This is a genomic window from Salipiger sp. PrR007 (assembly GCF_010499845.1).
Classification (GTDB): domain Bacteria; phylum Pseudomonadota; class Alphaproteobacteria; order Rhodobacterales; family Rhodobacteraceae; genus Salipiger; species Salipiger pacificus_A.
In genome coordinates, this window is the sequence record NZ_JAAGOZ010000026.1 from 50,510 (window position 1) to 70,928 (window position 20,419).

General features: G+C 67.0%; 15 protein-coding genes. 6 read left to right on the plus strand and 9 right to left on the minus strand.

Going from position 1 to position 20,419, the window contains the following annotated elements; genetic code table 11:
* Nucleotides 1-42 precede the first annotated feature (42 nt).
* Nucleotides 43-948, plus strand: a complete 906-nt coding sequence (locus tag G0Q01_RS12360) for a hypothetical protein (protein WP_164213438.1) — start codon at nt 43-45, stop codon at nt 946-948.
* On the opposite strand, the gene G0Q01_RS12365 is transcribed toward G0Q01_RS12360, so the two are convergent.
* From G0Q01_RS12365 to G0Q01_RS12375, 3 genes are all read right to left on the minus strand, one after another.
* The gene (locus tag G0Q01_RS12365; RefSeq protein ID WP_164213439.1) at nt 920-3,460 is read right to left on the minus strand and encodes a glycosyltransferase; all 2,541 of its coding nucleotides are present in this window, start codon (nt 3,458-3,460) and stop codon (nt 920-922) included. The two genes, G0Q01_RS12360 and G0Q01_RS12365, sit on opposite strands and share 29 nt — an antisense overlap.
* A gap of 131 nt (nt 3,461-3,591) precedes the next feature.
* Entirely contained in the window at nt 3,592-4,632 is a 1,041-nt protein-coding gene (locus G0Q01_RS12370; RefSeq protein ID WP_164213440.1) for a ParB N-terminal domain-containing protein, read from the minus strand.
* Nucleotides 4,633-4,737: 105 nt separating this feature from the next.
* The gene (locus G0Q01_RS12375) at nt 4,738-6,126 is read right to left on the minus strand and encodes an AAA family ATPase (RefSeq protein ID WP_164213441.1); all 1,389 of its coding nucleotides are present in this window, start codon (nt 6,124-6,126) and stop codon (nt 4,738-4,740) included.
* A gap of 428 nt (nt 6,127-6,554) precedes the next feature.
* Here G0Q01_RS12375 and G0Q01_RS12380 point away from each other — a divergent pair, with 428 nt between their 5' ends.
* The 3 genes from G0Q01_RS12380 to G0Q01_RS12390 all read left to right on the plus strand — a co-directional run bounded on the left by G0Q01_RS12380 (nt 6,555) and on the right by G0Q01_RS12390 (nt 9,223).
* Nucleotides 6,555-7,589 (plus strand): replication initiator protein A, encoded by a 1,035-nt coding sequence (locus tag G0Q01_RS12380; RefSeq protein WP_164213442.1) that lies wholly within the window; start codon nt 6,555-6,557, stop codon nt 7,587-7,589.
* 10 nt (nt 7,590-7,599) lie between these two features.
* Nucleotides 7,600-8,430 (plus strand): sulfotransferase family 2 domain-containing protein, encoded by an 831-nt coding sequence (locus G0Q01_RS12385; RefSeq protein ID WP_164213443.1) that lies wholly within the window; start codon nt 7,600-7,602, stop codon nt 8,428-8,430.
* A 355-nt stretch (nt 8,431-8,785) separates the two neighbouring features.
* Nucleotides 8,786-9,223, plus strand: coding sequence for a hypothetical protein (locus G0Q01_RS12390; protein WP_164213444.1), 438 nt, complete (start codon nt 8,786-8,788; stop codon nt 9,221-9,223).
* 211 nt (nt 9,224-9,434) lie between these two features.
* Here the strand turns inward: G0Q01_RS12390 and G0Q01_RS12395 are convergent, their stop codons facing one another.
* Entirely contained in the window at nt 9,435-11,393 is a 1,959-nt protein-coding gene (locus G0Q01_RS12395; RefSeq protein WP_164213445.1) for a DUF4214 domain-containing protein, read from the minus strand.
* A gap of 913 nt (nt 11,394-12,306) precedes the next feature.
* On the opposite strand from G0Q01_RS12395, the gene G0Q01_RS12400 reads away from it, so the two are divergent.
* Nucleotides 12,307-13,347 (plus strand): hypothetical protein, encoded by a 1,041-nt coding sequence (locus G0Q01_RS12400; RefSeq protein WP_164213446.1) that lies wholly within the window; start codon nt 12,307-12,309, stop codon nt 13,345-13,347.
* Between the two features lie 402 nt (nt 13,348-13,749).
* Here G0Q01_RS12400 and G0Q01_RS12405 read toward each other — a convergent pair whose 3' ends face one another.
* The 5 genes from G0Q01_RS12405 to cysD all read right to left on the minus strand — a co-directional run bounded on the left by G0Q01_RS12405 (nt 13,750) and on the right by cysD (nt 19,892).
* Complete coding sequence (locus G0Q01_RS12405; RefSeq protein WP_164213447.1) at nt 13,750-14,949, minus strand: DUF1501 domain-containing protein; 1,200 nt, start codon at nt 14,947-14,949, stop codon at nt 13,750-13,752.
* 44 nt (nt 14,950-14,993) lie between these two features.
* Entirely contained in the window at nt 14,994-16,379 is a 1,386-nt protein-coding gene (locus G0Q01_RS12410; RefSeq protein ID WP_164213448.1) for a DUF1800 domain-containing protein, read from the minus strand.
* A gap of 192 nt (nt 16,380-16,571) precedes the next feature.
* Nucleotides 16,572-16,937: a hypothetical protein gene (locus G0Q01_RS12415; RefSeq protein ID WP_164213449.1), complete on the minus strand. Its 366-nt coding sequence runs from the start codon at nt 16,935-16,937 to the stop codon at nt 16,572-16,574.
* Nucleotides 16,938-17,020: 83 nt separating this feature from the next.
* Complete coding sequence (gene cysN / locus G0Q01_RS12420; protein ID WP_164213450.1) at nt 17,021-18,928, minus strand: sulfate adenylyltransferase subunit CysN; 1,908 nt, start codon at nt 18,926-18,928, stop codon at nt 17,021-17,023.
* 58 nt (nt 18,929-18,986) lie between these two features.
* Nucleotides 18,987-19,892, minus strand: a complete 906-nt coding sequence (gene cysD / locus G0Q01_RS12425) for a sulfate adenylyltransferase subunit CysD (RefSeq protein WP_108970832.1) — start codon at nt 19,890-19,892, stop codon at nt 18,987-18,989.
* Between the two features lie 100 nt (nt 19,893-19,992).
* On the opposite strand from cysD, the gene G0Q01_RS12430 reads away from it, so the two are divergent.
* Nucleotides 19,993-20,419 (plus strand): hypothetical protein (locus G0Q01_RS12430; RefSeq protein ID WP_164213451.1); only part of this gene is annotated, 427 nt, incomplete at its 3' end.

Below are 20,419 nucleotides of genomic sequence, written 5' to 3' on the forward strand. Positions count from 1 at the left end.
TATTCTCCTCCACTGTCCTATACTTCATCCATCCGGAACCACATGCCCACGCTTTTCCTCCATGTCGGTCTGCACAAGACTGGCACCACCAGCCTGCAGAAGGCCTTTTTCGACAATCGCGCCGCGCTTGAACGCCAGGGGTTTCTCTACCCCCGCACGGGCCTTTCCCAGAAGCCGGTGAACTGGGGGCACCACGAACTGGCCTATGCCCTGCGCCATCGGCCCCAAGGAACCGAGATATGGCAGGCTCTGCGCAAGGAAGCTGGTGACGCCGGGCTGCCGAACGTGGTGGTCTCTTCCGAGGAGCTTTCGCTTCTGCCCTTCGCCAACCTGCCCGGGCCCGCACCCTTCAAGCTGATTTCCCAGATCTTCGAAGGCTACGATGTCCGGCTGATCTGCTACCTGCGGCCGCAGGCGGAGATGATCGCCTCGCTCTACAACCACCATGTCAAATCGGTGGGCGAGAAACGCGACATTCTCGAGTTCATTGCCCAGGTCGCCCCCCGCCTCGACTACCAGAACTACCTGAACGTGGCCGCCCATGGACTCGGCACCGGCGCCATCGAGGTCCGGCTCTATCAGAAGAGCCACATGAAAAACGGCGACATCATCTCCGACATGGCCGATCGGCTCAGCATCGATCTCACCCGCGGGTTCACCATACGTCAGGCAGCACTCAACTCCGGGCTGACGCGCGAAGGCCTGCAGGCCATGCTCGAGGCCAACCGCCGGCTCGCCGGCGACCCCGAGCAGCTCAAGGCTGAGCGCACCGCCATCATCGAGCGGCACCGCGCACCAGCCTTCTACCGCCACCAGCTGCTTTCGGACGAGATGCTGCAGGTGATCGAAGCGCTCTATCGCAACAAGAACCGCCAGATTGCCCGCCGCTTCCTCGGACGCGACGAGCCCCTGTTTGCCCTCAGTTCCGAAGCTGAAGCCCTGGCGTAGAGACCAACCGCGCCTCGGCGAGCGCGCCCAGCAGATCGGCGGGATCCATACGCGTCCCCTGCGGCACCGGCAAGAGCGCCCCGGGCGCGCCCTGCGCCAGGGCCCTGGCCACCGCCTCGCCCTGTGCGCCGAGATCGAAGCTCACCACCGGCAGGCCGGTGGCCAGCATCTCGTGGGTGGTGAAGGAGAAGGTCTCGGGCCAGATCGAGGGCATCAGCCAGCCCGAGATCCCGTAGCGCGCCACCAGCCCCGGCAGGTCGCGCAGCTCGTAGCTGCCATGCACGAGGCTCGGCGGGGCGAGCTTGTAGGACGGATCGATATGGCCCAGCACCACAAGTCGCGCGGCCCCCGAGCGCGCGAGATCGCGGCTCAGCTCCTGCAAGAGCGCCACGCCCTTCTGCTCGCCGATATTGCCCAGCACGCCGATCACCGGCGCGCCATCGGCCCCGTTGCCCGGCGCGATGCGTGGCGGCGTGGCGGGCAGCACATGCGGCACCACGGCGATGCGCCCCGCGATCTGCGGATAGGCCTGCAGCAGGATGTCCCGGCTCGAGCCGGAGAAGACCACCACCCGTTCGGCGGCCTGCATCAGCCGGCCCCAGGCTTCCTGCCAGTCGCACAGCGAGGCCAGCTTGCCGCCGGGCCGCTCGTAGACATGCGCCGGGTCGGCCTCGAGCGGGCCGCCCGCCACCGGCACGCCGCGGTAGAGGCCATCGGCACCCAGCAGCGTGTAGGAGGGGCTCACCGGGAAGAAGTCGTGCAGCAGGATCTCGACCGGGTGCCTGCCCTGCCCGTCCTGCCGGTCCGCCAGCCGCAGCAGCCGGTCCGGCAGCTCCGAGGCATCGCGCTCATGCACGCCGCAGGAATAGACGATGCGCCGCTCGGGCAGCAACGCCACCAGTCTCTCGACAAGGGCAAAATCATTGGTCAGCCCCTGGGTGATCCCCGTGGCCCCGTAGAGCTCGAGCTTCCAGCGATGGCCCTGCCCGACCCGCAGCACCAGCGCCGCGCGCCCCGCAGCCACGTCCTGCGCGATGCGGCCCTGCAGGTAGGTCTCGGCACCGCCGCCGAGCGCATGGGCGAGGTAGACCGGCACGGGCCCCGCCTGCAGCGCGGCCTGCCGCCGCGCCGCCAGCACCAGCCCCAGCGCCAGCCGCGGGGTGTTGAGCGGGTCGCGGCGGATGAACTCCTGCACCTCGGCGTCATAGCCCGGGTAACGCCCGGCGAGCACCCGCAGGTTGCGCTCGAGCAGCCGCTGCTTGTCGGCGCTGCCGAAGGATTGCCCGCCGCGGTGCTCGACGAAGAGATTGGGCGCGCAGAGATGCCGCCCGCCAAGCTCGGCCACCTTGCGGCACCAGTCGTTCTCCTCGCCGTAGCCGCGGCCGAAGACCGTGTCGAACTGCGGCACGCGGGCAAGGAAGCGCGGCGCCAGCGCCATGCAGAAGCCGACCCCAGTGGGGGCCTCGGCGAGCCCGGCACGCGGGTCGAACCCCGCCGCCACGCGGTCGAGCGCATCGACATCGCCGGGCGCCAGGTCGTTGCGCTGGCAGATCACCGGCACGGTGAAGATCTCGGCATCGTTCGACATCGGGGTGACCGAGGCCACATCGGGGTCGGCCAGTGGCGCCAGCAGCCGCGGCAGCCAGCCTGCGGGCACCATGGCGTCGGAATTGACCAGCACCACCGGATCCTTGGGCCAGTGCTCCAGCGCCTCGGTGAAGCCGCGGTTGACCGTGCCGATGAAGCCGAGGTTCTCGGGGTTCTCCAGCAGGGTGACCTCGGGCCGCCCCTCGGCCCAGGCGCGCAGGAAGGGCAGCACCTCGGGGTCGGGCGAGGCGTCGTCGATCAGCAGCAGTCGCCAAGCCGTGCCGGAGTGCGTCGCAATCCGCTCGAGCGCCTCGGGCAGCAGGTGGAAGGCATTGTAGACCGGCAGGATCAGCGTCGCGGCCCGCTCGGGCGGCGAAGGCGGTGGCACCTCCGGCAGCAACGCCGAGATCATCTCCACCGCCTCCGAGCGCGGCACCAGCCCGAGCCGCTCCTTGACCACCTCGCGCGCGCCGAGATCGCCCTGCCATTTCCAGCGGTAGATCACCGGCGCCAGCGCCCCCAGCGTCGCCACGAAGCGCAGCGCCATGGGCAGCCGCGCCCGCATAAGCGTGGCCTGGGAGAAGCCTGGCAGGCTTTGGCCGGCCCTGGGCAGACCCTCGCCGCGCTCGGCGATGAGATCGATCGGCCCGGTCTCGCAGGGGATGTCGAGCGCAAAGCCGCGCCGCGCGCTGCCGCCCTGCACCAGGTCGGGCACCGTCCAGGCACGGGTGCGGTTCACCGCCAGCCCGATCCGCTGGGCCTCGGCCCAGCCCTCCACGTGGATGCGGTGCCGGCGCAGGGCGATGCGGGTGATCTCGCCGTAGGCGGCGCCGCCTTCATCGGTGAGCGAGGTGCCCGGGAGATCCCGCGCGATGTTCATCTCGGCATAGCGCTCGAAGATGCGGTAGATCCGGCCCAGCAGCACGCGTCGTCTCCTTCAGTCTTCCGCCCGGCTTACGGGGCAGACCGCCCCGCCGCAAGCCGCAGCTCCAACGGGGCGCCGCGCGAAAATGTTTCGCAGCGAAACAAATGCCGGAACAGAGCCTGTCATGGTGTTTATCCGCCGAACCGGGTCGAGAGCCAGGCGGCGAGATCCGCGCCCAGCTCTGCATCCGCGCCCGGCCCGTCGATTTCGAGCCGTGAGCCGCGGCGGCGCAGGGTGAGCCCCGGCCATTGCGCCAGTGTCTCAGGCGTAGGCTTCGGCTCTACTTCAGGGATTTGGCTCTGCATTGGCGCGAGCTCGGAGACCGGCTTCGCCGCCATGCAGCGGGTCAGGATCTCGCGCTCCGCCGCGGCATCGGCGGGGGGCGCGGACTTCAGCGCCTGCGCGATCTCCTGCGCGAGTCCCGGACGGTCGCGTAGCTGCTGTGCCAGCTCCAGTCCGGCCCGCTCGCTCAGAGCCTCGGGGAAGCGCAGCACCCGGTCGAGGCTCTTCACGATGGCGATGAAGGAATTGATCTTCGAGCGCCGTGCCCGCGGCACCGAGGCGAAGAGCGTGGCCAGGGCGGACTTCTCCGAGGCGAAGACGCCGCGCTCGGCGGCCTTCACCACGATGCGCGCGCGCTCGTAATGGCTGAGGTTGGCGCGGATCTCGTTCTCCTCGATCATCGCGACATAGGCCGCGTGGCCGTCCTCGGGGCGGCGCAGCAGCGCCTGCACCGTGCCGAAACGCGCCTCGCCGGTCTCGTCTCGCAGCGCCGCCAGCGCCCGGCAGCGGCGCCAGCCCGAGAGCAGCCCGTAGGCGGCGCGGCCGGGCAGGGCGACCACCTCGATCGGCGTCTGCTGGCCGCGCGCCCGCAGGCTGTCGCGCAGCGCCTGCGCCTCCTCCGGGTCCTCGGCGATGCGGTCGCGCACCAAATGGGTCATCTCGATCTGCTCGAGGGGCAGCTCCAGCACCAGCTTGCCCTCGCGCCGCGCGGCCTCCCAGCGTTCCGAAAGCTCCTCGAGCGCGGCGCTGGCCGCCGCCCCCGCCGCCACGTCGGCGATCGGCGCCGCCCGCCGCGGGGCGGTGAACATGGATTTGGTCTCGAGCGCGGCTGCGGGTTCGCTGCTTTGCGGGCCGGTCTCGAGCGGGGTCAGTCTCTTGCGCTTGGCCATCCGTCTGCTCCTGTCAGGAAAGGGTCCAGGCACAAGCCCGCCCGAACTTGGTTAAGACGGGGTAAGCCCGTCGCGCAGAAAATTGTTTCGCAGCGAAACAGAGTCTCATTCGGCGGCCTTCAGAGCCTGTTCGTCGCGCCGCCAGCTGCCGAGCAGCAGCTGCTTCAGCGCTGCGTAGGTGGCGTCGAAGGTCTCGCGGCCGCGGGCGTAGGTCTCGCGGTTGAAGTCGCGGTAGTCGGCCTCGTAAATGCCGCGCACCTGCTCGCCGGCCTGGCCGATGAGCGCGGTGAAATCCTGCCGGTGCGGCGAGAGCACCGGGCCGAGGTAGGCCTGCATCAGCGCGGCGAGCTCGGCCTGCTGGGTCCCGTCGTAGCGGGTGATCACCGCGCGCACTGCGTCCCATTGGAACGACAGCCCGTCGCGGCCCAGGGCCCGGGCTGCCATGTTCTCGGCCTCTTCGATCGAGGAGAAGGTCGAATGCAGCATGTCGAAGAAGCGCCCCGTCGAGTCGAACTCGAGGAAGGAGGCGCCGAGCGGCACCAGCAGGATGTCGGCGGCGGCGAGCCCGTTGATCGTCAGGTAGCCAAGGGCCGGGGGCGTATCGAGGAAGATCACGTCGTACTGGTCGAGGATGCCGTCTTCCTCGAGGCTTTCGGTCAGCGCATCCCAAAGCTTCCAGCCGCGGCCCTGCATGCGCCAGACGGGGATCTGGAACTCGGCCCAGTAGAGGTTGAGCTGCGCGCCGATGAGATCGATGTTCGGCCAATGCGTCTTCTGCACGAGGTCCGGGGCCTTGACCTCCAGCGCCTCGGTCAGCGTGTCGTCGAGCGGCAGGGGGGCCTCGCCGCGGTCGAGCCGACGCTGGTTCTCGCCGCGCAGGTGACGACCGTAGTGGCGCGCCAGCAGCGGGAAGACCGTCTGCCATTCGTCCTCGACCTTGCCACCGAAGATCGAGGTCATCGAGCCCTGGCTGTCGAGGTCGATCACCAGCACCTTGTAGCCGTCGAGCGCCGCCGACATCGCCAGATGCGCGCAGGTCGAGGTCTTGCCGACGCCGCCCTTGAAGTTCGCCACGGCGACCATCTTGGCGGGCAGCCCCTCGGGGCGCCAGGGCAGGTAGTTCTTGGTCTTCGACCCGCCGGCGGCGAAATGCGCGCGCAGCCGCAGCACCTCCTCGAAGGTGAACCACTTGGCGCCGCCCTCGGTCTCGGAGCGGCCCTGCGGCAGCTCGGGGTTCTGTTTCAGCACCCGGCGGAAATGCCCCATGGCGACGGGGATGAGGTAGCGGGTGATCTCCCAGGTCGAGAAGAGCCGCAGGCTGCGGCCGCCGTTCTCCTCGAGCCCGCGCCCGGCAAGATCGCCCCGGCCCGCCTCGCAGGCCTGGGCGATGGCGGAGAACCCGGAGGTCTCGAAGGGCCTGCCGAGGGCGCTCAGTGCGGCATCGGGATCAATGTTGAAATAGGGGGGGAGCTCGGTCTTGATCTCGGCTTTCATGTCCCTGCTCGGCCTTTATGTGTGGCGTTTTTTGCAGGATAACGAAAAACTGCGCACATGAAAGCAAAAGCTGCACATCTACAGATTTTCTCCGCAAATTCACGGCTTTGGGAGAGGGCGGACCGATGTGATCCGGGGCAGCCCCTTTCTGCAGTGTTGTTATTTTTTGTTAGTTTATTCGTTACGGTCTGGGAAGACCTTTCCCAAGTCTCTGATATTGAACGGCAAAAATGCATCGCTGCGAGCAACCGCGACTCTGAACCCACGTTGGGCCGACTCTGAACCCACGGCAAAGCGACTCCGATCCCCCGAACTCGGGCTGGACGGGGACTGTGGATAAAACTAGGCTGAGCGTCACTGAAACCCCGAAAGCGGGCGGGCGCAGATCCGCCGCGAAAAACCGGGGGCCGGGCAGGCAGGACGGGACGATGAGCGCAGCGACACAGCCTCCCGCGCAGGGGGCGGACCACTCCGGCGGCGGGCTGCTGCCCGACCGTCATCCGACCGCCGACTTCTTCGTCTGTGACATCTTCGATGCCGCGCCCAAGGACGATCTCGGCTCGATGGAGCACCCGATCTTCTCGCTCTCGACCCGGCCCGACCGGCGGTTGCTGAGCTACGTGCACAACGGCACGCAGATCGACGTCATCCCCTCGGTCAAGGGTCGCGCCACGATCCACGACAAGGACATCCTGATTTATTGCGTCAGCCAGTTGATGGCGGCGCTGAACGCCGGCCGCGAGGTCTCGCGCACGCTGCAGCTCAAGGCGCATGACCTGCTGGTTGCCACCAACCGCGACACCTCGGGCGACGGCTATACCCGGCTCAAGGATGCCTTCGAGCGGCTCGCCGGCACCCGCATCACCACCAACATGACCACCGGCGGCCTCGAGACCACCCGCGGCTTCGGTCTCATCGAGAGCTGGGAGATCGTCCGCCGCTCGCGCGGCGGGCGGATGATCTCGGTGACGGTGACACTCTCGGAATGGCTGTTCCGCGCGGTGCTGGCGAAATCGGTGCTGACCCTCAGCCGCGACTACTTCCGCCTGCGCAAGCCGCTCGAGCGGCGTCTCTACGAGCTGGCGCGCAAGCATTGCGGCAAGCAGGCGAGCTGGCAGGTCTCGGTCGGCACATTGCACAAGAAGTCCGGCTCCGCCGCGCCGCTGCGGGTGTTCCGCGCCGCGCTGCGCAAGATGATCGCCGAGGCGACGCTGCCCGACTACACGCTGCGCGAGCTGCCGGGCGACCTCATCGTCATCGAGCGCCTGCGCGTCCCCCGCACGGCCACCACCACCGGACCGCATCTGTCGGAGGATGCCTTCGAGGCCGCCCGCGCCCTGCGCCCCGGCGCCGACGTCCACGCGCTCGCCGCCCGCTGGCGCGGCTGGTGGGAAGAGACCGGCCGGCCGCGCCTCGGCAATGCCGACGCCGCCTTCCTCGGCTGGGTGAAGGCGCAACGGTGAAGGTGAAGAGATGCTGACCTTCGACAAAATTGTTTCGCTGCGAAACAAGGCCGGACGGCTGCTCGGCCGGGGCAGGGGGGCGCCGCGCCCGCCCGAGCCGATCCACGAGCGGGTGGTGCTGTTCCACTTCCCGAAGACCGGCGGCACCTCGCTGCACCGCTTCCTGCTGTCGCATTTCCCGCGCGAGGCGATCTGCCCCGAGCGGCTGCGCAACCTCGACCGGTTCGACGCGGAGCAGCTTGCAGGCTATCGCTATGTCTCTGCCCACATGGATTACGAGCGGTTCAAGCTCATCCCCAGACCGCACTGCGCGATCACCGTGCTGCGCGAGCCAAAGGCGCGGGTCCTGTCGCTCTACTATTTCTGGCGCGCGCATTCCTGGCGGGTGATCGAGGCGCGCGGCCTGCACGGCCCGCGGCTGGCCAAGGAACTGGGGCTGCTGGAGTTCCTGCGCCACCGCACCGGCGGGCTGCCCTCGGACACCGACAACTACTACGCCCGCAGCCTGATCGGCCGGCATTGGGTCGGCCCGCGCGGCGAGATGCGGCTGAGCGACGAGGAGGCGCTGCCCTTGGCGCTGGAGCGGCTCGGGGAGTTCGACATCGTCGGCTTCACCGAGGACATGCCGGATCTGTTCCGCCAGGTGACCTCGCGGCTCGGGATCGCCATGCCCAGGGAGATGCCCTGGGCGCTGTCGTCGCAGGAGCGCGCCCGCCATCCGGACATGGAAGAGGTCACGCGCGAAGAGATCACTCCGGAGATCGACGCCGAGCTCGATCACCTGACGCGGCTTGACCGGGTGATCTACGAAGAGGCCAGGCGGCGGTTCGGGCGCCACTAGCCCAGGCGGCAGAGGTCACAAAGGTCTGTCTCTGGGTCTGGAAGATATCGTTTTGGAAAGAAAGCGACGCAATTTCGGCGCGGAGCCGAGATTGCCTCTCTTGTCAGAAAGGTTTGCCCTTCATGGGCCGCGCGCCGCTCTCTAGGCCCGCCAAGCTGCCGTTCGTGCAGGGTGCGGCGAACGGCAAGACGGGAAGCCATTGCTGCCGGTCCGGAATGATTTAGAAACATCGGCAGATTATGTGAATTCGGTATGTGGTTCAATGTCGCGAAATCTGGGTTCGTTACTCAATCCTGGCTCACCCAAGGCTATGGCTATCACGCTGGGTCGCAGAGCTTTTCTACATGAAATACTCATGGCCGCTTTGCTGTCACTAACGTTTCCGATTCCGAGCCTGGTTGGCGTCTACCTCTACTTTCACAGCAGCGATGTGAACCTTATCAGCCTCATGGTCGGCGTTGTCACCGTTTCCGCGGTAACGGCGATCCCCTTGATTTACTACGCCTCGCTAAGGCTCAACGCCGCTACCCTCGCCAGGGAAAGGGTCTATTCTGACGAGCCGGAGCGACTGATACACAAGCCGTTCGAGGGGCCGCTCCTGCTACGACGGTCCATCGTCGCGGGCTCGGTCAAATCCCGCATCCTCGCAATGTTCCCGGGATGCCTCGGTTTTGGCTTAGAATTCGCACTTATGTCTTATCTAACGGGCGCCAGCGCTTTCCTTTTCCTCTATGTCCCGATCGGCGGGACGCTCGTCATTCAAGCGGTCATCGTGGCAAATCTCCTTCGATAAACGACCGCTGTGGTCCGCACGGTGGCCACTCGCGCCAGCGGCAGCGAGGGGTCGCGTCTCCACGGGGAGACCGGCCAGAGGCAGCGCCTCTGACGAAAGGGGCAGAACTCTCTGGTGCTTTTCACCAGGCCGGGCATGAAAAAGGGACCGCGGCGGGGCCGCGATCCCTTGGAGGACTGAGGGGGGGAGCTGGGCCGGAGGGCCCGCCGCCTCAGACCAGCACCATCCCGGCGTTCAGATCGGCCATCGCCGTGTCGTGCAGCGTGACTGTGACGTCCTGGTCCATGAACACCAGGTCGTCGCCGACCTCGGTCATCTGGTCCATGGCCGCCTCCGCGCTGCCGTAGCCGAAGGCGCTGAAGTCGAGCATGTCCCAGCTCTCGAGATCGGTCACATCATGGCTGCTGCCGGCCTCGGCGCCAAAGACGAAGCGGTCCGAGAGCAGCCCGCCCGAGAGCGTGTTCGCCCCGCCGTCGCCCATCAGCACGTCGTCGGTGCCCTGCTCCATCACCCAATCGGTGACGTCATCGGCCATCGACATGCGGAACTCGGGGCTTTCGGAGAAGCCGAGCAACACCTCGGCCCGGCTCATGCCGCCGTCGAGACGGGCGGTCCAGTTCGCCAGCCCCTGCGCGTCGGCGCCGCGGTCGAGCACGTTCATGTAGAGCGCGTCGACATAGGCGGCATTGTCCAGCCCGCCGTAGTCGCGGGTGAACTCGGCGCTGCCGGTGAAGCCCGAGGCCACCTGCCCGAGCGAGAGCTCGCCGGTCTCCAGCCGCTCGGTCCAGTTGTAGAAGCCCCCCGCGTCGGGGGCGCGGTCGAAGGCGGCCTGGTAGAGGCGGATGATCTGGCCGCTTTCCGCCTCGGCGCTGCCCGTGGTGGCGAAATCGCCGTAGATCATGTCATCGCCGCCGCCGCCGCCGATGTTGTCCGCGCCCTGATCGCCGTAGAGCGTGTCATTGCCGCCCGCGCCGCGCAGGATGTCGTCACCCATGCCGCCCGAGGCCCAGTCGGCCATCATGCCGGTCGAGGCATTGACCAGGCCCTGGTCGCCGTCGGCCCAGCTGCCGGTGTGGATCTCGTCGTTGCCGGCGCCGCCGTAGATCGTGTCGGAGCCGTCGGCGCTGGCGTCGAAGGTCAGGCCAAGCGCGTCGGCGACGCGGCTGTCGTCGTCACCGGTGATGATGTCGTCCCCGGCGCGGCCGCGGATCACGTCATTGCCCGCGCCCCCGGCGAGGCCGTTGTCGTAGTCCGAGAGCATCAGCCCGCCCGCGGCGCCGCCATCGGCGGCATCGGCCAGGTTGTCGTCCTCGACCGAGGCATCGACGAGGTCCTCTCCCGCGCCGCCATGCAGCACGTCGCGGCCCGTGCCGCCCGAGATCGTGTCATTGTCGGCGCCGGCGGCGATGCTGTCGTTGCCGCCGCGGGCGTCGATGAAGTCATCGCCGGGGCCGGCGTTGAAGCTGTCGTCACCCTCGGTCAGGGTGATGCGCCCCGAGGTCATGGCGCGCTGCGCGGCGAAGAGCGCCATGGCCTCCTCGAAGCTGGCGCTCTCGATGTCGCCGGCGGCGGCGGGCAGGATGCCGGTATAGCCGTTGGTGCCGCCGTCGACCTCGCCGCCGGTGCCTTCGCCGATGCCGTCAGGCACTTGCACCCCGTGCAGCACGATCTCGCGCAGGGTCAGCGGCATGAGATCCTCGGCGGTGTAATCGGTCATCGACACCGGGCTGAAGAAATTCTCGTCATCGCCCAGGTCGTAGCTCTGGACGAAGGCCAGCATGCCGCTGCTGTCGGCCATGGGCATGGCGCCATCCGCGGCCGAGACCAGCGGCAGCAGCACGTCGCCGTATTGGCCGAGCCCCTCGATGACCTCGACCATGCCGTCGGCATCGGCGTCATCGGCCAGGGTGGGGGCGGTCGAGTCGATGGGGTTGCCGCCCTCGTCGAAGAGCCCGTGGATATGCTGCGCATGGGTCTGCGACGGGGTCATCCCGCTGGCCGCGATGGCCACGTTGAGATAGGCGCTGCCATCCTCCTCGGTGGCCATGGCAAGGACCGCGGAGGCCTTGACGCCGGAGCTGTTCAGGGCGGTGAAGTCGACGGTCCAGAAGGCATCAGCCCCGGACAGGAAGGTCTCGAAGGACCGGTAGGAAGGCGCCAGGTGGGCCATTGGTGATCTCCTCTCTCATCAGTGGTCGCACCGGAGGAGACACGGAAGGCCGGCGAGAAAAGTTTCCATCGGTCCCTGCACAGAGACGTGAACGCGCCGAGAGCAAGGCCCGGCGCGCAGGGTTTCTATTCCAACGTGATGTAGAGATCAGACAAAGATCATGTCTTGGCCGATCGCCTCCAGACGGGTAACGGTGAAGCGCACTCAAGACCCCCACATCCACAAACAACATGCTCTTGTCCAACACAGCCCGCGGGAACTGCCCTTGGTGGGTATTGGCCTTGTCCGGCTTATGCCGACACAAAGCCACACAGCGGAAGCACAGCATGTTGTGGCGGGCAGGATGGGTGACAGGGTACAGAGGAGCTCACAGCGATAGGCATCGGAACGCTGCGGACGGCATGCTACGCGACGGCGCGGGCTTCGAGGTTCGGAGGTCCGACGCCGGCGGACGCTTGGGCTGGTCGAGCGATCTTGTCTCTGCTCGGGCCTGTTTGAGTCCGCCGGCCGGTCATGGAGGCATGGGTGAGATATGGGTAGGCGCGAGCCGCAGGTGATTTTGAATTAGGCTAAAAGCATCGCACTGCAGCGGCTTAGGCCTGATCCACTTACAGCGAGAGAACGAGAAAGAATCTCGAAACCGTGGGCGTCTTGCCGGACCCGTCGGGCCACCTCTTCCAGCGTGGCCTCTAGGCTCGGCGCATAGCCCTGCGCCACCGGCCGCCGGTCCCTACGGATGATTCAGTCATCATCGATCACACGACCGGCGATCACGGTTCTCGCGCGGGTCCACATGCGGCAAACAGAGGTGGGTGTTAGGAAAAGATAATAGATGAACTCTATCGACATAACGTTCTTGTCGAAGATGATTCCGCAACCTAGAAGCGATATCAGAAGTTTCTGGAGGTGCCGTATGACTGAAATCGTTATCCACGCCGGTTTTGGGAAGTCCGGCAGCACAGCAATTCAGCGTGCCCTTCGAGACGATGCAGCACACCTCGCAAAAGAGAGCAGCACGTTCATCTTTGGCCCAGACATGAAGGTGTCCGATGGGCACCCAGGGGCCGCCCCGCTCTGGTACTTGGAAAAGGCTCGCAAGGAAGGACGCCATCTTGCCGAGGAACTCCTTACGCAGGTTGAGGAAGGTAAGCGATACATCCTCTCGGCTGAGAACCTTTCCATCGCTGAGTTCGCGCCGCTCTTTTCCGGATTGGATGCCGAGGTCAAGACAACGGTGGTGTTCTACCAGCGGCCCGAGTTTAAATGGCTTCCATCAGCCTGGGCCCAGTTCGGCGCACATAAGGGGAAGTCGCTTCGCGCCTTTGTCGCCGACGCGATGAAGACGGGCCACCCGCGGCACCTTGAGCGCATCAAGGCATGGCAGTCTAGTTTACCCGACGCTACATTGATGGTGAGGCCTGTCGTCCGGGAGTTCATGTCAGGCGCCGATGACGATTTCTTCGAGAACGTCCTGAAGACCTCGAGAGCGGTACGATCAAACGAGCCGGGCAACGCAAGCTTCGACTACTCGTTGTTGGATGCCCTCTCAAAAAACTACCAAGTCTTCGAGGGGCGTCGCGTTGATCGAGTTTTCCGGGAAATCCGCAAGCGCATCCCGAAACGATATCTGAAGACTAATATCGAACTACTCGACTTTGCGACCCAAGTTCAGATTGAGGAAAGATACAGGGACGAGAACATCCACATTCTCTCAAACTTCTGCTCAACCGAGATTGGTGATCCCGTTGAATTCTACAATCGTAACTTCAAGCCGAAACGCACCCGAGCGAAATCCTACCTCGACCTTTCAGCGGAGGAGGTGCAAATGAGAGCGCTTTCCATCCTGCTCCAGAGCACTCTCACAGGCTGGTCTCTAGACGAGGCAGACCTTGATGAGAGGATCGATAAGCTCGTACGCCAGAAGGCTGCGCAGAACTCTAAAGGCATCGGTTGAAGGGAGCCTAGCCCAAGGCCGGGACCCTTCACCCATTCGGGACCGCAGCTCACGACACCAGCCCGTGAGCCTGATGCAAGCGCGGAAACTCTAATGACGGCCGAGGGCGCGTCGGGGAGCACATCACCAACCAGCAGACTCTCGCTATGAATGAGAGACCCGCAGGGGGCAGGTCATCTGGCCGAAGTCTCAGCCGATGTCGGAGACTTCGGCAACCAGGCGCCCCGAACCGTCCCTGAACGCGAGCCCGGTTGCCGTGTGGGTGATCACATCCGAGCCTGCGCTTGCGACGAGGCATTCACATTAGCGGCTTAACCTGAGCAGATTCAGCTGGGTCGATACATATGCCTGTTCCGGGCGGCCGCCCTTGCAGCCTGCTTTGTAGCTTTTGAGACGTGGCGGTTAGAGCACCAGCCGACTCGGCTCCGACAGCTCGATGCCTGGGAAGACCGCCCCCTCGAGCACCTCGCGGTTCAGCCCGAAGAGCCCCTGCATGACGCTCGCGGCATGCAGCCGCACGTCGCTGAGCGGCATGAGGTCGCGGCGCTGGTAGAGATCGGCCTCGGCCAGCCCGGGCCAGCGGCCATGCACCTGCCCGCCGCGCAGCGCGCCGCCGGCGAAGAGCATCGTGCCGGCGGTGCCATGGTCGGTGCCCTGGGTGCCATTGAGCCGCGCGGTGCGGCCGAACTCGGTCATCGCCAGGACCGCGGTCCGCTCCCAGACCGGCCCGAGGTCCGCGCGCAGCGTCAGCAGCACGTCCGAGAGGCGGGTGAGCGCCGGCACCAGGGTCTGATCCTGCCGGTTGTGGGTGTCCCAGCCGCCGAGCGAGAAGGCCGCGATGCGGCTGTCGCCGCGCAGCTTGCCGGCGGCGTAGGCGGCCAGCTTCTGATGGCCGGCGGGGGGCTTGGCGCCCTTCTGCGGCGCCTTGGCCTGTGTGCGAGCCTGCGCCAGGCTGACCGCATCGGCGAGGCTGTCGCGGAACAGCGGATCATCGTGCATCACCATCTCCAGCAGGCGCTGCGCCTGCGGGGTGAGATCGAGCGCCGCGTCGGGAGACCAGTGCATCACATGGGCTGGCCCGCGGGTCAGCAGCATCTCGGGCACGCCGACGGTATAGGCGGTCTCGCCCTCAAGCCCGGGGACCTGCTGCAGCATGCGGTTGAGCCAGCCGTCGCGGAAGCGGGGCAGCATCTCTGCGGTGCCGGCCTCGAGCATGTCCTGCCCGTCGAAATGGCTGCGCTTGTCGCGGTAGGGCGTGGAGACCGCCTGCACGAAGCCGAGCTCACCCGAGCGCCAGAGCGGCAGCAGCGGGCTCATCGCCGGGTGCAGGGCGAAGAAGCCGTCAAGATCCTGCGCGCCCTTGGGGCTGCCCGGGCGCAGCGCCTCCATGCCGGGGCGCTGCGCGGCGAAGGCGGGATCGCCCCAGGGTTGCAGCAGGCCGAGCCCGTCCATGCCGCCGCGCAGGATGATCACCACCAGCCGCGCGTCCCAGGGCGCCGAGGCGAAGGTTACCGTCGAGAGCAGCGGGCTTGCCGCCGCCGAGCAGCCAAGCGCGAGGCCGCGCCTGAGAAAGCCGCGGCGGCTGAAGTCCCCGGCGCTCATGCGCGCATCTTCCTGCCCATTCGGGTCATCCGGTCCATGGCGCGTCACATCCTTTGGAAACTGGGGGAGGAGAGGATGAGGGCGATGCCCTCGCGCCGCCCCTCGGCGGCGCGGGCGGCGAAACGCAGGCTCTCGGGCGCCCGGTCGCCGAGCGCGGCGGTCAGGAACTGCCGCGGGTCGGGCAGGGGGCCGGTCAGCTGCCCGGGGATGGTGAGCGCCCATTGCAGCCGCGCGGCCAGCGCCAGCGGGGTGATCCAGGAGGCGTCTTCCTCAGGCCATCCGTTCGGCCCGTCCGGGGCCTCCCAGGCCTGGCCCATCCTCCGCAGCGGCCCGGTAAAGAACCTCTGCATCTTCTTCGGAGTGCCCATGGGCAGCTCGGTGGCCGCGAGCGCGCGCAGGCTGGAGCCGATAAAATCCACCGGCGGCTTCACGTTGCCCTGCCCCTGCCAGGCCGCGGGATGGGTCAGCAGGGTCGCGTAGACCGCCAGCAACTGGCCACCCGTTTCGCGGTAGCGCGCTGCCATGGCTTCGACGAGCTCCGGATCGGGCGTGTCCGAGACGAAATGCACCGCCAGCTTGCGGGCCAGGTGCTGCGCCGTCGCCGGATGGGCGGCGAGATTATCCAGTAGCGCCAGGACGTCGTCCAGCCGGGCCGGATCTTCGCCTCCATAGCGTGTGCCGAGCACCGTCTCCGGTCCCGGTTCGGCATAGGCCGGGCGGAAGACGAAGCCTGTCTCATGGGTGAAGCTGAACCCGGTGAGCAGCTTGGCCAGCTCGGTGACATCCGTCTGCCCGTAGGGGCCGTCGACGCCGAGCGTGTGCAGCTCCATGAGCTCGCGGGCGAGGTTCTCGTTGAGCCCGGCCCCGGGTTTCTTGCGCCGGGTCGCCGCGGCGCTGCCGGGACCTATGGAGTTGGCTTGGTCGAGGTAGTTCAGCATCAGCGGCGCGGTCATCACCGCCTTGAGCATGTCGGCGAAGCGCCCGGACAGATGCGGCCGGATCGCGCCCTCGACATAGGACGAGGTGCCGTTTTGCAGGGCGGCGCCCCGGCCCATCGCGGTGAAATGGTCGCCCCAGAAAAAGGCCAGACGCTCGCGAAAGCCATCTTCGGTGCCGATGCGCCGGTGCAGGCTCTGGCCGAGCCAGCGCAGCTGCGCCGCGCGCCCGGCCTTGCGGAGCGCGCCGATGTCACCCGCGATGCGCTTGAGCTTCGCGGCATCGCCTTTCGCCTCGCGGCGCTGGCGCTGCAACTCGGCAAAGTGCGTCTGCCGCGCCATCAGCACCTCGGGCCCGTCGCTCGGCCAGCGCTGCGCCGCCCGGTCGGGCCCGGAGAGGCGCTTCAGGATCTCCTGGACGGATGCCGCCGGCGCATGCGCCGGGGAGAGGCCGCAGCCAAAGCGGATCTCTGCCAGATGCGGATCGTAACTCACGCCGGAGGCTCCCTTCCCGATCACGCCGCGCGTGCAGCATGCCTGAAGACCTACCACGGGCGATTTCGCCAGCTGCACTCACACATGCGTGTGCGGCGGGTTCTTGCGGGCGGTGCTGCGATGCTGGGCGGTGGCGTCCATATGTACAGACCATGGGCGTACCCTTCGCCCGCAGTGGCATTACGGCGCGCGCTATCTTTCGATGTGCTGGCACGCGCCCCGGAAGGAGATCGCAACTCCGCCCCTTCGTGTGATGTTGCGATGTTCGGTCATGCGGGCCTGGCCGTCGGGAGCGAGGGTCAGCAGGAACGGGTGCTTGCCCTCTTGCAGCCCGGCGTATGAGTGTCCGCCCCCCGCCGCAGGGCCAAGGTCGACGAGGGACTCGATCCGATACTCCCGTCCCAGGCTTGCCAGCGTGCAATGCGGCGCCAGCCCGTCGTCATCGCAGCTTTGAACGAAGTGGCAGAGGTAGACGCTGGCAGCTGCGCTCTGGGCCGAAAGACCGCAGGCCAAGCCGGCGATCACGAGCGCTGCCTCAGCGGGTCGTGGCAGGATCATTTTCGAAGCTCTCTCTCTTTGATCGCAAAAAAGCCCCGGCGTCTGCACGCCGGGGCCTTTCGTATTTCAACGAGCCGTCCCCCTTACGGGATCAGCCGCGCGATGATCAGGTCCGCGGCTTCCTCGGGTGTCATCTCGGTGGTGTCGATGCGCAGCTCCGGCGATTCCGGGTGCTCGTAGGGGCTGTCGATGCCTGTGAAGTTCTTCAGCTGGCCCGCGCGGGCCTTGGCGTAGAGACCCTTCACGTCGCGGCCCTCGGCCACCTCGAGCGGCGTGTCGACGAAGACCTCGACGAATTCGCCCGGCTGCATCATGCCGCGCACCATGTCGCGCTCCGAGCGGAAGGGCGAGATGAAGGCGGTGATCACGATGAGACCCGCATCGGTCATCAGCTTGGCCACCTCGCCGACGCGGCGGATGTTCTCCACCCGGTCGGCCTCGGTGAAGCCGAGATCCTTGTTGAGCCCGTGGCGCACGTTGTCACCATCGAGAAGGAAGGTGTGGCGGTTCATCCGCGCCAGCTTCTTCTCGACGATATTGGCGATGGTGGACTTGCCTGAGCCCGAGAGGCCGGTGAGCCAGAGCACGGCGGGCTTCTGGTGCTTCATCGAGGCGTGGTGCTCGCGGCCGATGTCGGTGGCCTGCCAATGCACGTTCTGCGCCCGGCGCAGCGCGAAATGCAGCAGGCCCGCGGCGACCGTGTGGTTGGTCAGCTTGTCGATCAGGATGAAGCCGCCAAGGTCGCGGTTCTCGGCGTAGGGGGCAAAGGGGATCTCGCGGTCGGTGGTGATGTTGGCCACACCGATGGCGTTGAGATCGAGCGTCTTGCTGGCGAGGTGCTCCTGGGTGTTGACGTTCACCTCGTACTTCGGCTCGGCGACGGTGGCCGAAACGGTCTGCGTGCCGATCTTCAGCCAGTAGGCGCGGCCCGGCACCAGCTCGTTCTCGTCCATCCAGACGATCGTGCTCTCGAACTGGTCGGCGACCTCGAGCGGCGCCTGCGCCGCGACGATCACCTGCCCGCGCGAGCAGTCGATCTCGTCGGCGAGGGTGATGGTGACCGACTCGCCCGCGACGGCCAGACCCTTGTCGCCGTCCATGCTGACGATACGCGCGACACTCGAGGTCTTGCCCGAGGGCAGCACCCGCACCGGATCGCCCGGGCGCAGCTGGCCCGAAGCGATCATCCCGGCGAAGCCGCGGAAGTCGAGGTTGGGGCGGTTCACCCATTGCACCTGCATGCGGAACGGGCCGGCCTGGTCGCGGGTGTCCTCGACCTCGACCTCTTCGAGCAGCGGCAGCAGCGCCGGGCCGTCGTACCAGGGGGTGTTCTCGCTCGGGCCGGTGATGTTGTCGCCCTTGAAGCCCGAGATCGGCATGGCGGTGAAGCTCTCGATGCCGATGCTCTCGGCGAAGGCGCGGTAGTCGGCGACGATGCGCTCGAAGGTCTCCTGCTCGTAGCCGACCAGGTCCATCTTGTTGACCGCCAGCACCACGTGGCGGATGCCGAGCATGTTGACGATGTAGCTGTGGCGGCGGGTCTGGGTCAGCACGCCCTTGCGCGCGTCGATCAGGATCACCGCGAGATCGGCGGTCGAGGCGCCGGTCACCATGTTGCGGGTGTACTGCTCGTGGCCGGGGGTGTCGGCGACGATGAACTTGCGCTTTTCGGTGGCGAAGAAGCGGTAGGCGACGTCGATGGTGATGCCCTGCTCGCGCTCGGCGGCAAGCCCGTCGACCAGCAGCGCGAAGTCGATCTCTTCGCCTTGCGTGCCCGAGCGCTTGGAGTCGGATTCCAGCGCGGCGAGCTGGTCCTCGAAGATCATCTTCGAATCGTAGAGCAGACGGCCGATCAGCGTCGACTTGCCGTCATCGACGGAGCCGCAGGTGATGAAGCGCAGCATGGTCTTGTGCTGGTGCGCCTCGAGATAGGCATCGATGTCCTCGGCGATCAGCGCGTCGGTCTTGTAGATGGGGTCCTGGGTGGTCATGGCGTGTCCCTGAAAACTGGGGCTGGAAGGGGAGGGTGGCGCGGCGCTGTCGCGGCGCTCAGAAATAGCCTTCCTGCTTCTTCTTCTCCATCGAGGCGGCCTGATCGTGGTCGATCGCCCGGCCCTGGCGTTCCGAGGTGGTGGTCAGCAGCATTTCCTGGATGACCTCGGGCAGGGTCTGCGCCTCGCTCTCCACGGCGCCGGTCAGCGGGTAGCAGCCCAGCGTGCGGAAGCGGATCGAGCGCATGACCGGCTCTTCGCCGTCCTTCAGCGGGAAGCGGTCATCATCGACCATCAGCAGCAGCCCGTCGCGTTCCACCGTCGGGCGCGGCTGCGAGAAATAGAGCGGCACGATCTCGATGTTCTCGAGGTGGATGTACTGCCAGATGTCGAGTTCGGTCCAGTTGGAGATCGGGAAGACCCGCACGCTCTCGCCCTTGGTCTTGCGGGCGTTGTAGAGCCGCCAGAGTTCCGGGCGCTGGTTCTTCGGATCCCAGCGGTGGTTGGCCGAGCGGAACGAGAAGACGCGCTCCTTGGCGCGGGATTTCTCCTCGTCGCGGCGGGCGCCGCCGAAGGCCACGTCAAAGCCATACTTGTCGAGCGCCTGCTTCAGACCTTCGGTCTTCCACATGTCGGTGTGCAGACCGCCATGGTCGAAGGGGTTGATGCCGCGCTCTTTCGCCTCGGGGTTCTGGTAGACCAGCAGCTCCATGCCCGCGTCGGCGGCGGCCTTGTCGCGCAGCTTGTACATGTCCTGGAACTTCCAGGTGGTGTCCACATGCAGCAGCGGGAAGGGCGGCGGGCTGGGGTAGAAGGCCTTTTTCGCCAGGTGCAGCATCACGGCGCTGTCCTTGCCGACGCTGTAGAGCATGACCGGGTTCTCGGCCTCGGCGACGACCTCGCGCAGGATGTGAATGCTTTCGGCTTCCAGGCGCTGCAGGTGGGTGAGGGTCTTGGTGTCCATCGGGGGGCCTCTGGTCAGAACTGTACTGAAGGCCTCATCTACCCTTGCTGCGGATGCGAAAAACCCCCCATATGGGAGGTATCTGGCGAGAAGGCGGGGCATGTCCGACGAAACCGAGATCCTCGCGGCGCTCTTTGCCGCATCCATGGGCACATCGGGGGTCCCTTCGGGGGCAGAGGCCGCGGAGAGTGAAGAGGGCCTCTGGCAGCATTTCCTCGCCCGGCTCGCCGCCGCCACGCAGGCCGAGAGCGCGCTCTTGCGGCTTTTCTGGCCCGGCAGCCCGGTGTCGGGCTGGCACATCGGCCCGGCCTGGGAGGGCCCGCCCGAGAGCGTGGTCGAGCGCATGCGCAGCGGCCGGGTCTATTCGCAGGTCGACCTGCCCGACCCGGGGCCCGCGGATCCGGTGGGGCAGGGCGAGCCCCTGCCACTGCGCGCCCTGCGCTGGCGCATCGGCCGCGGCGGGCCCGGTGGGTCTGGCGGCACCCCGGGCGCCCGCGTCCTGCTGGCCCTGCGCCGCCGCGGCGAGG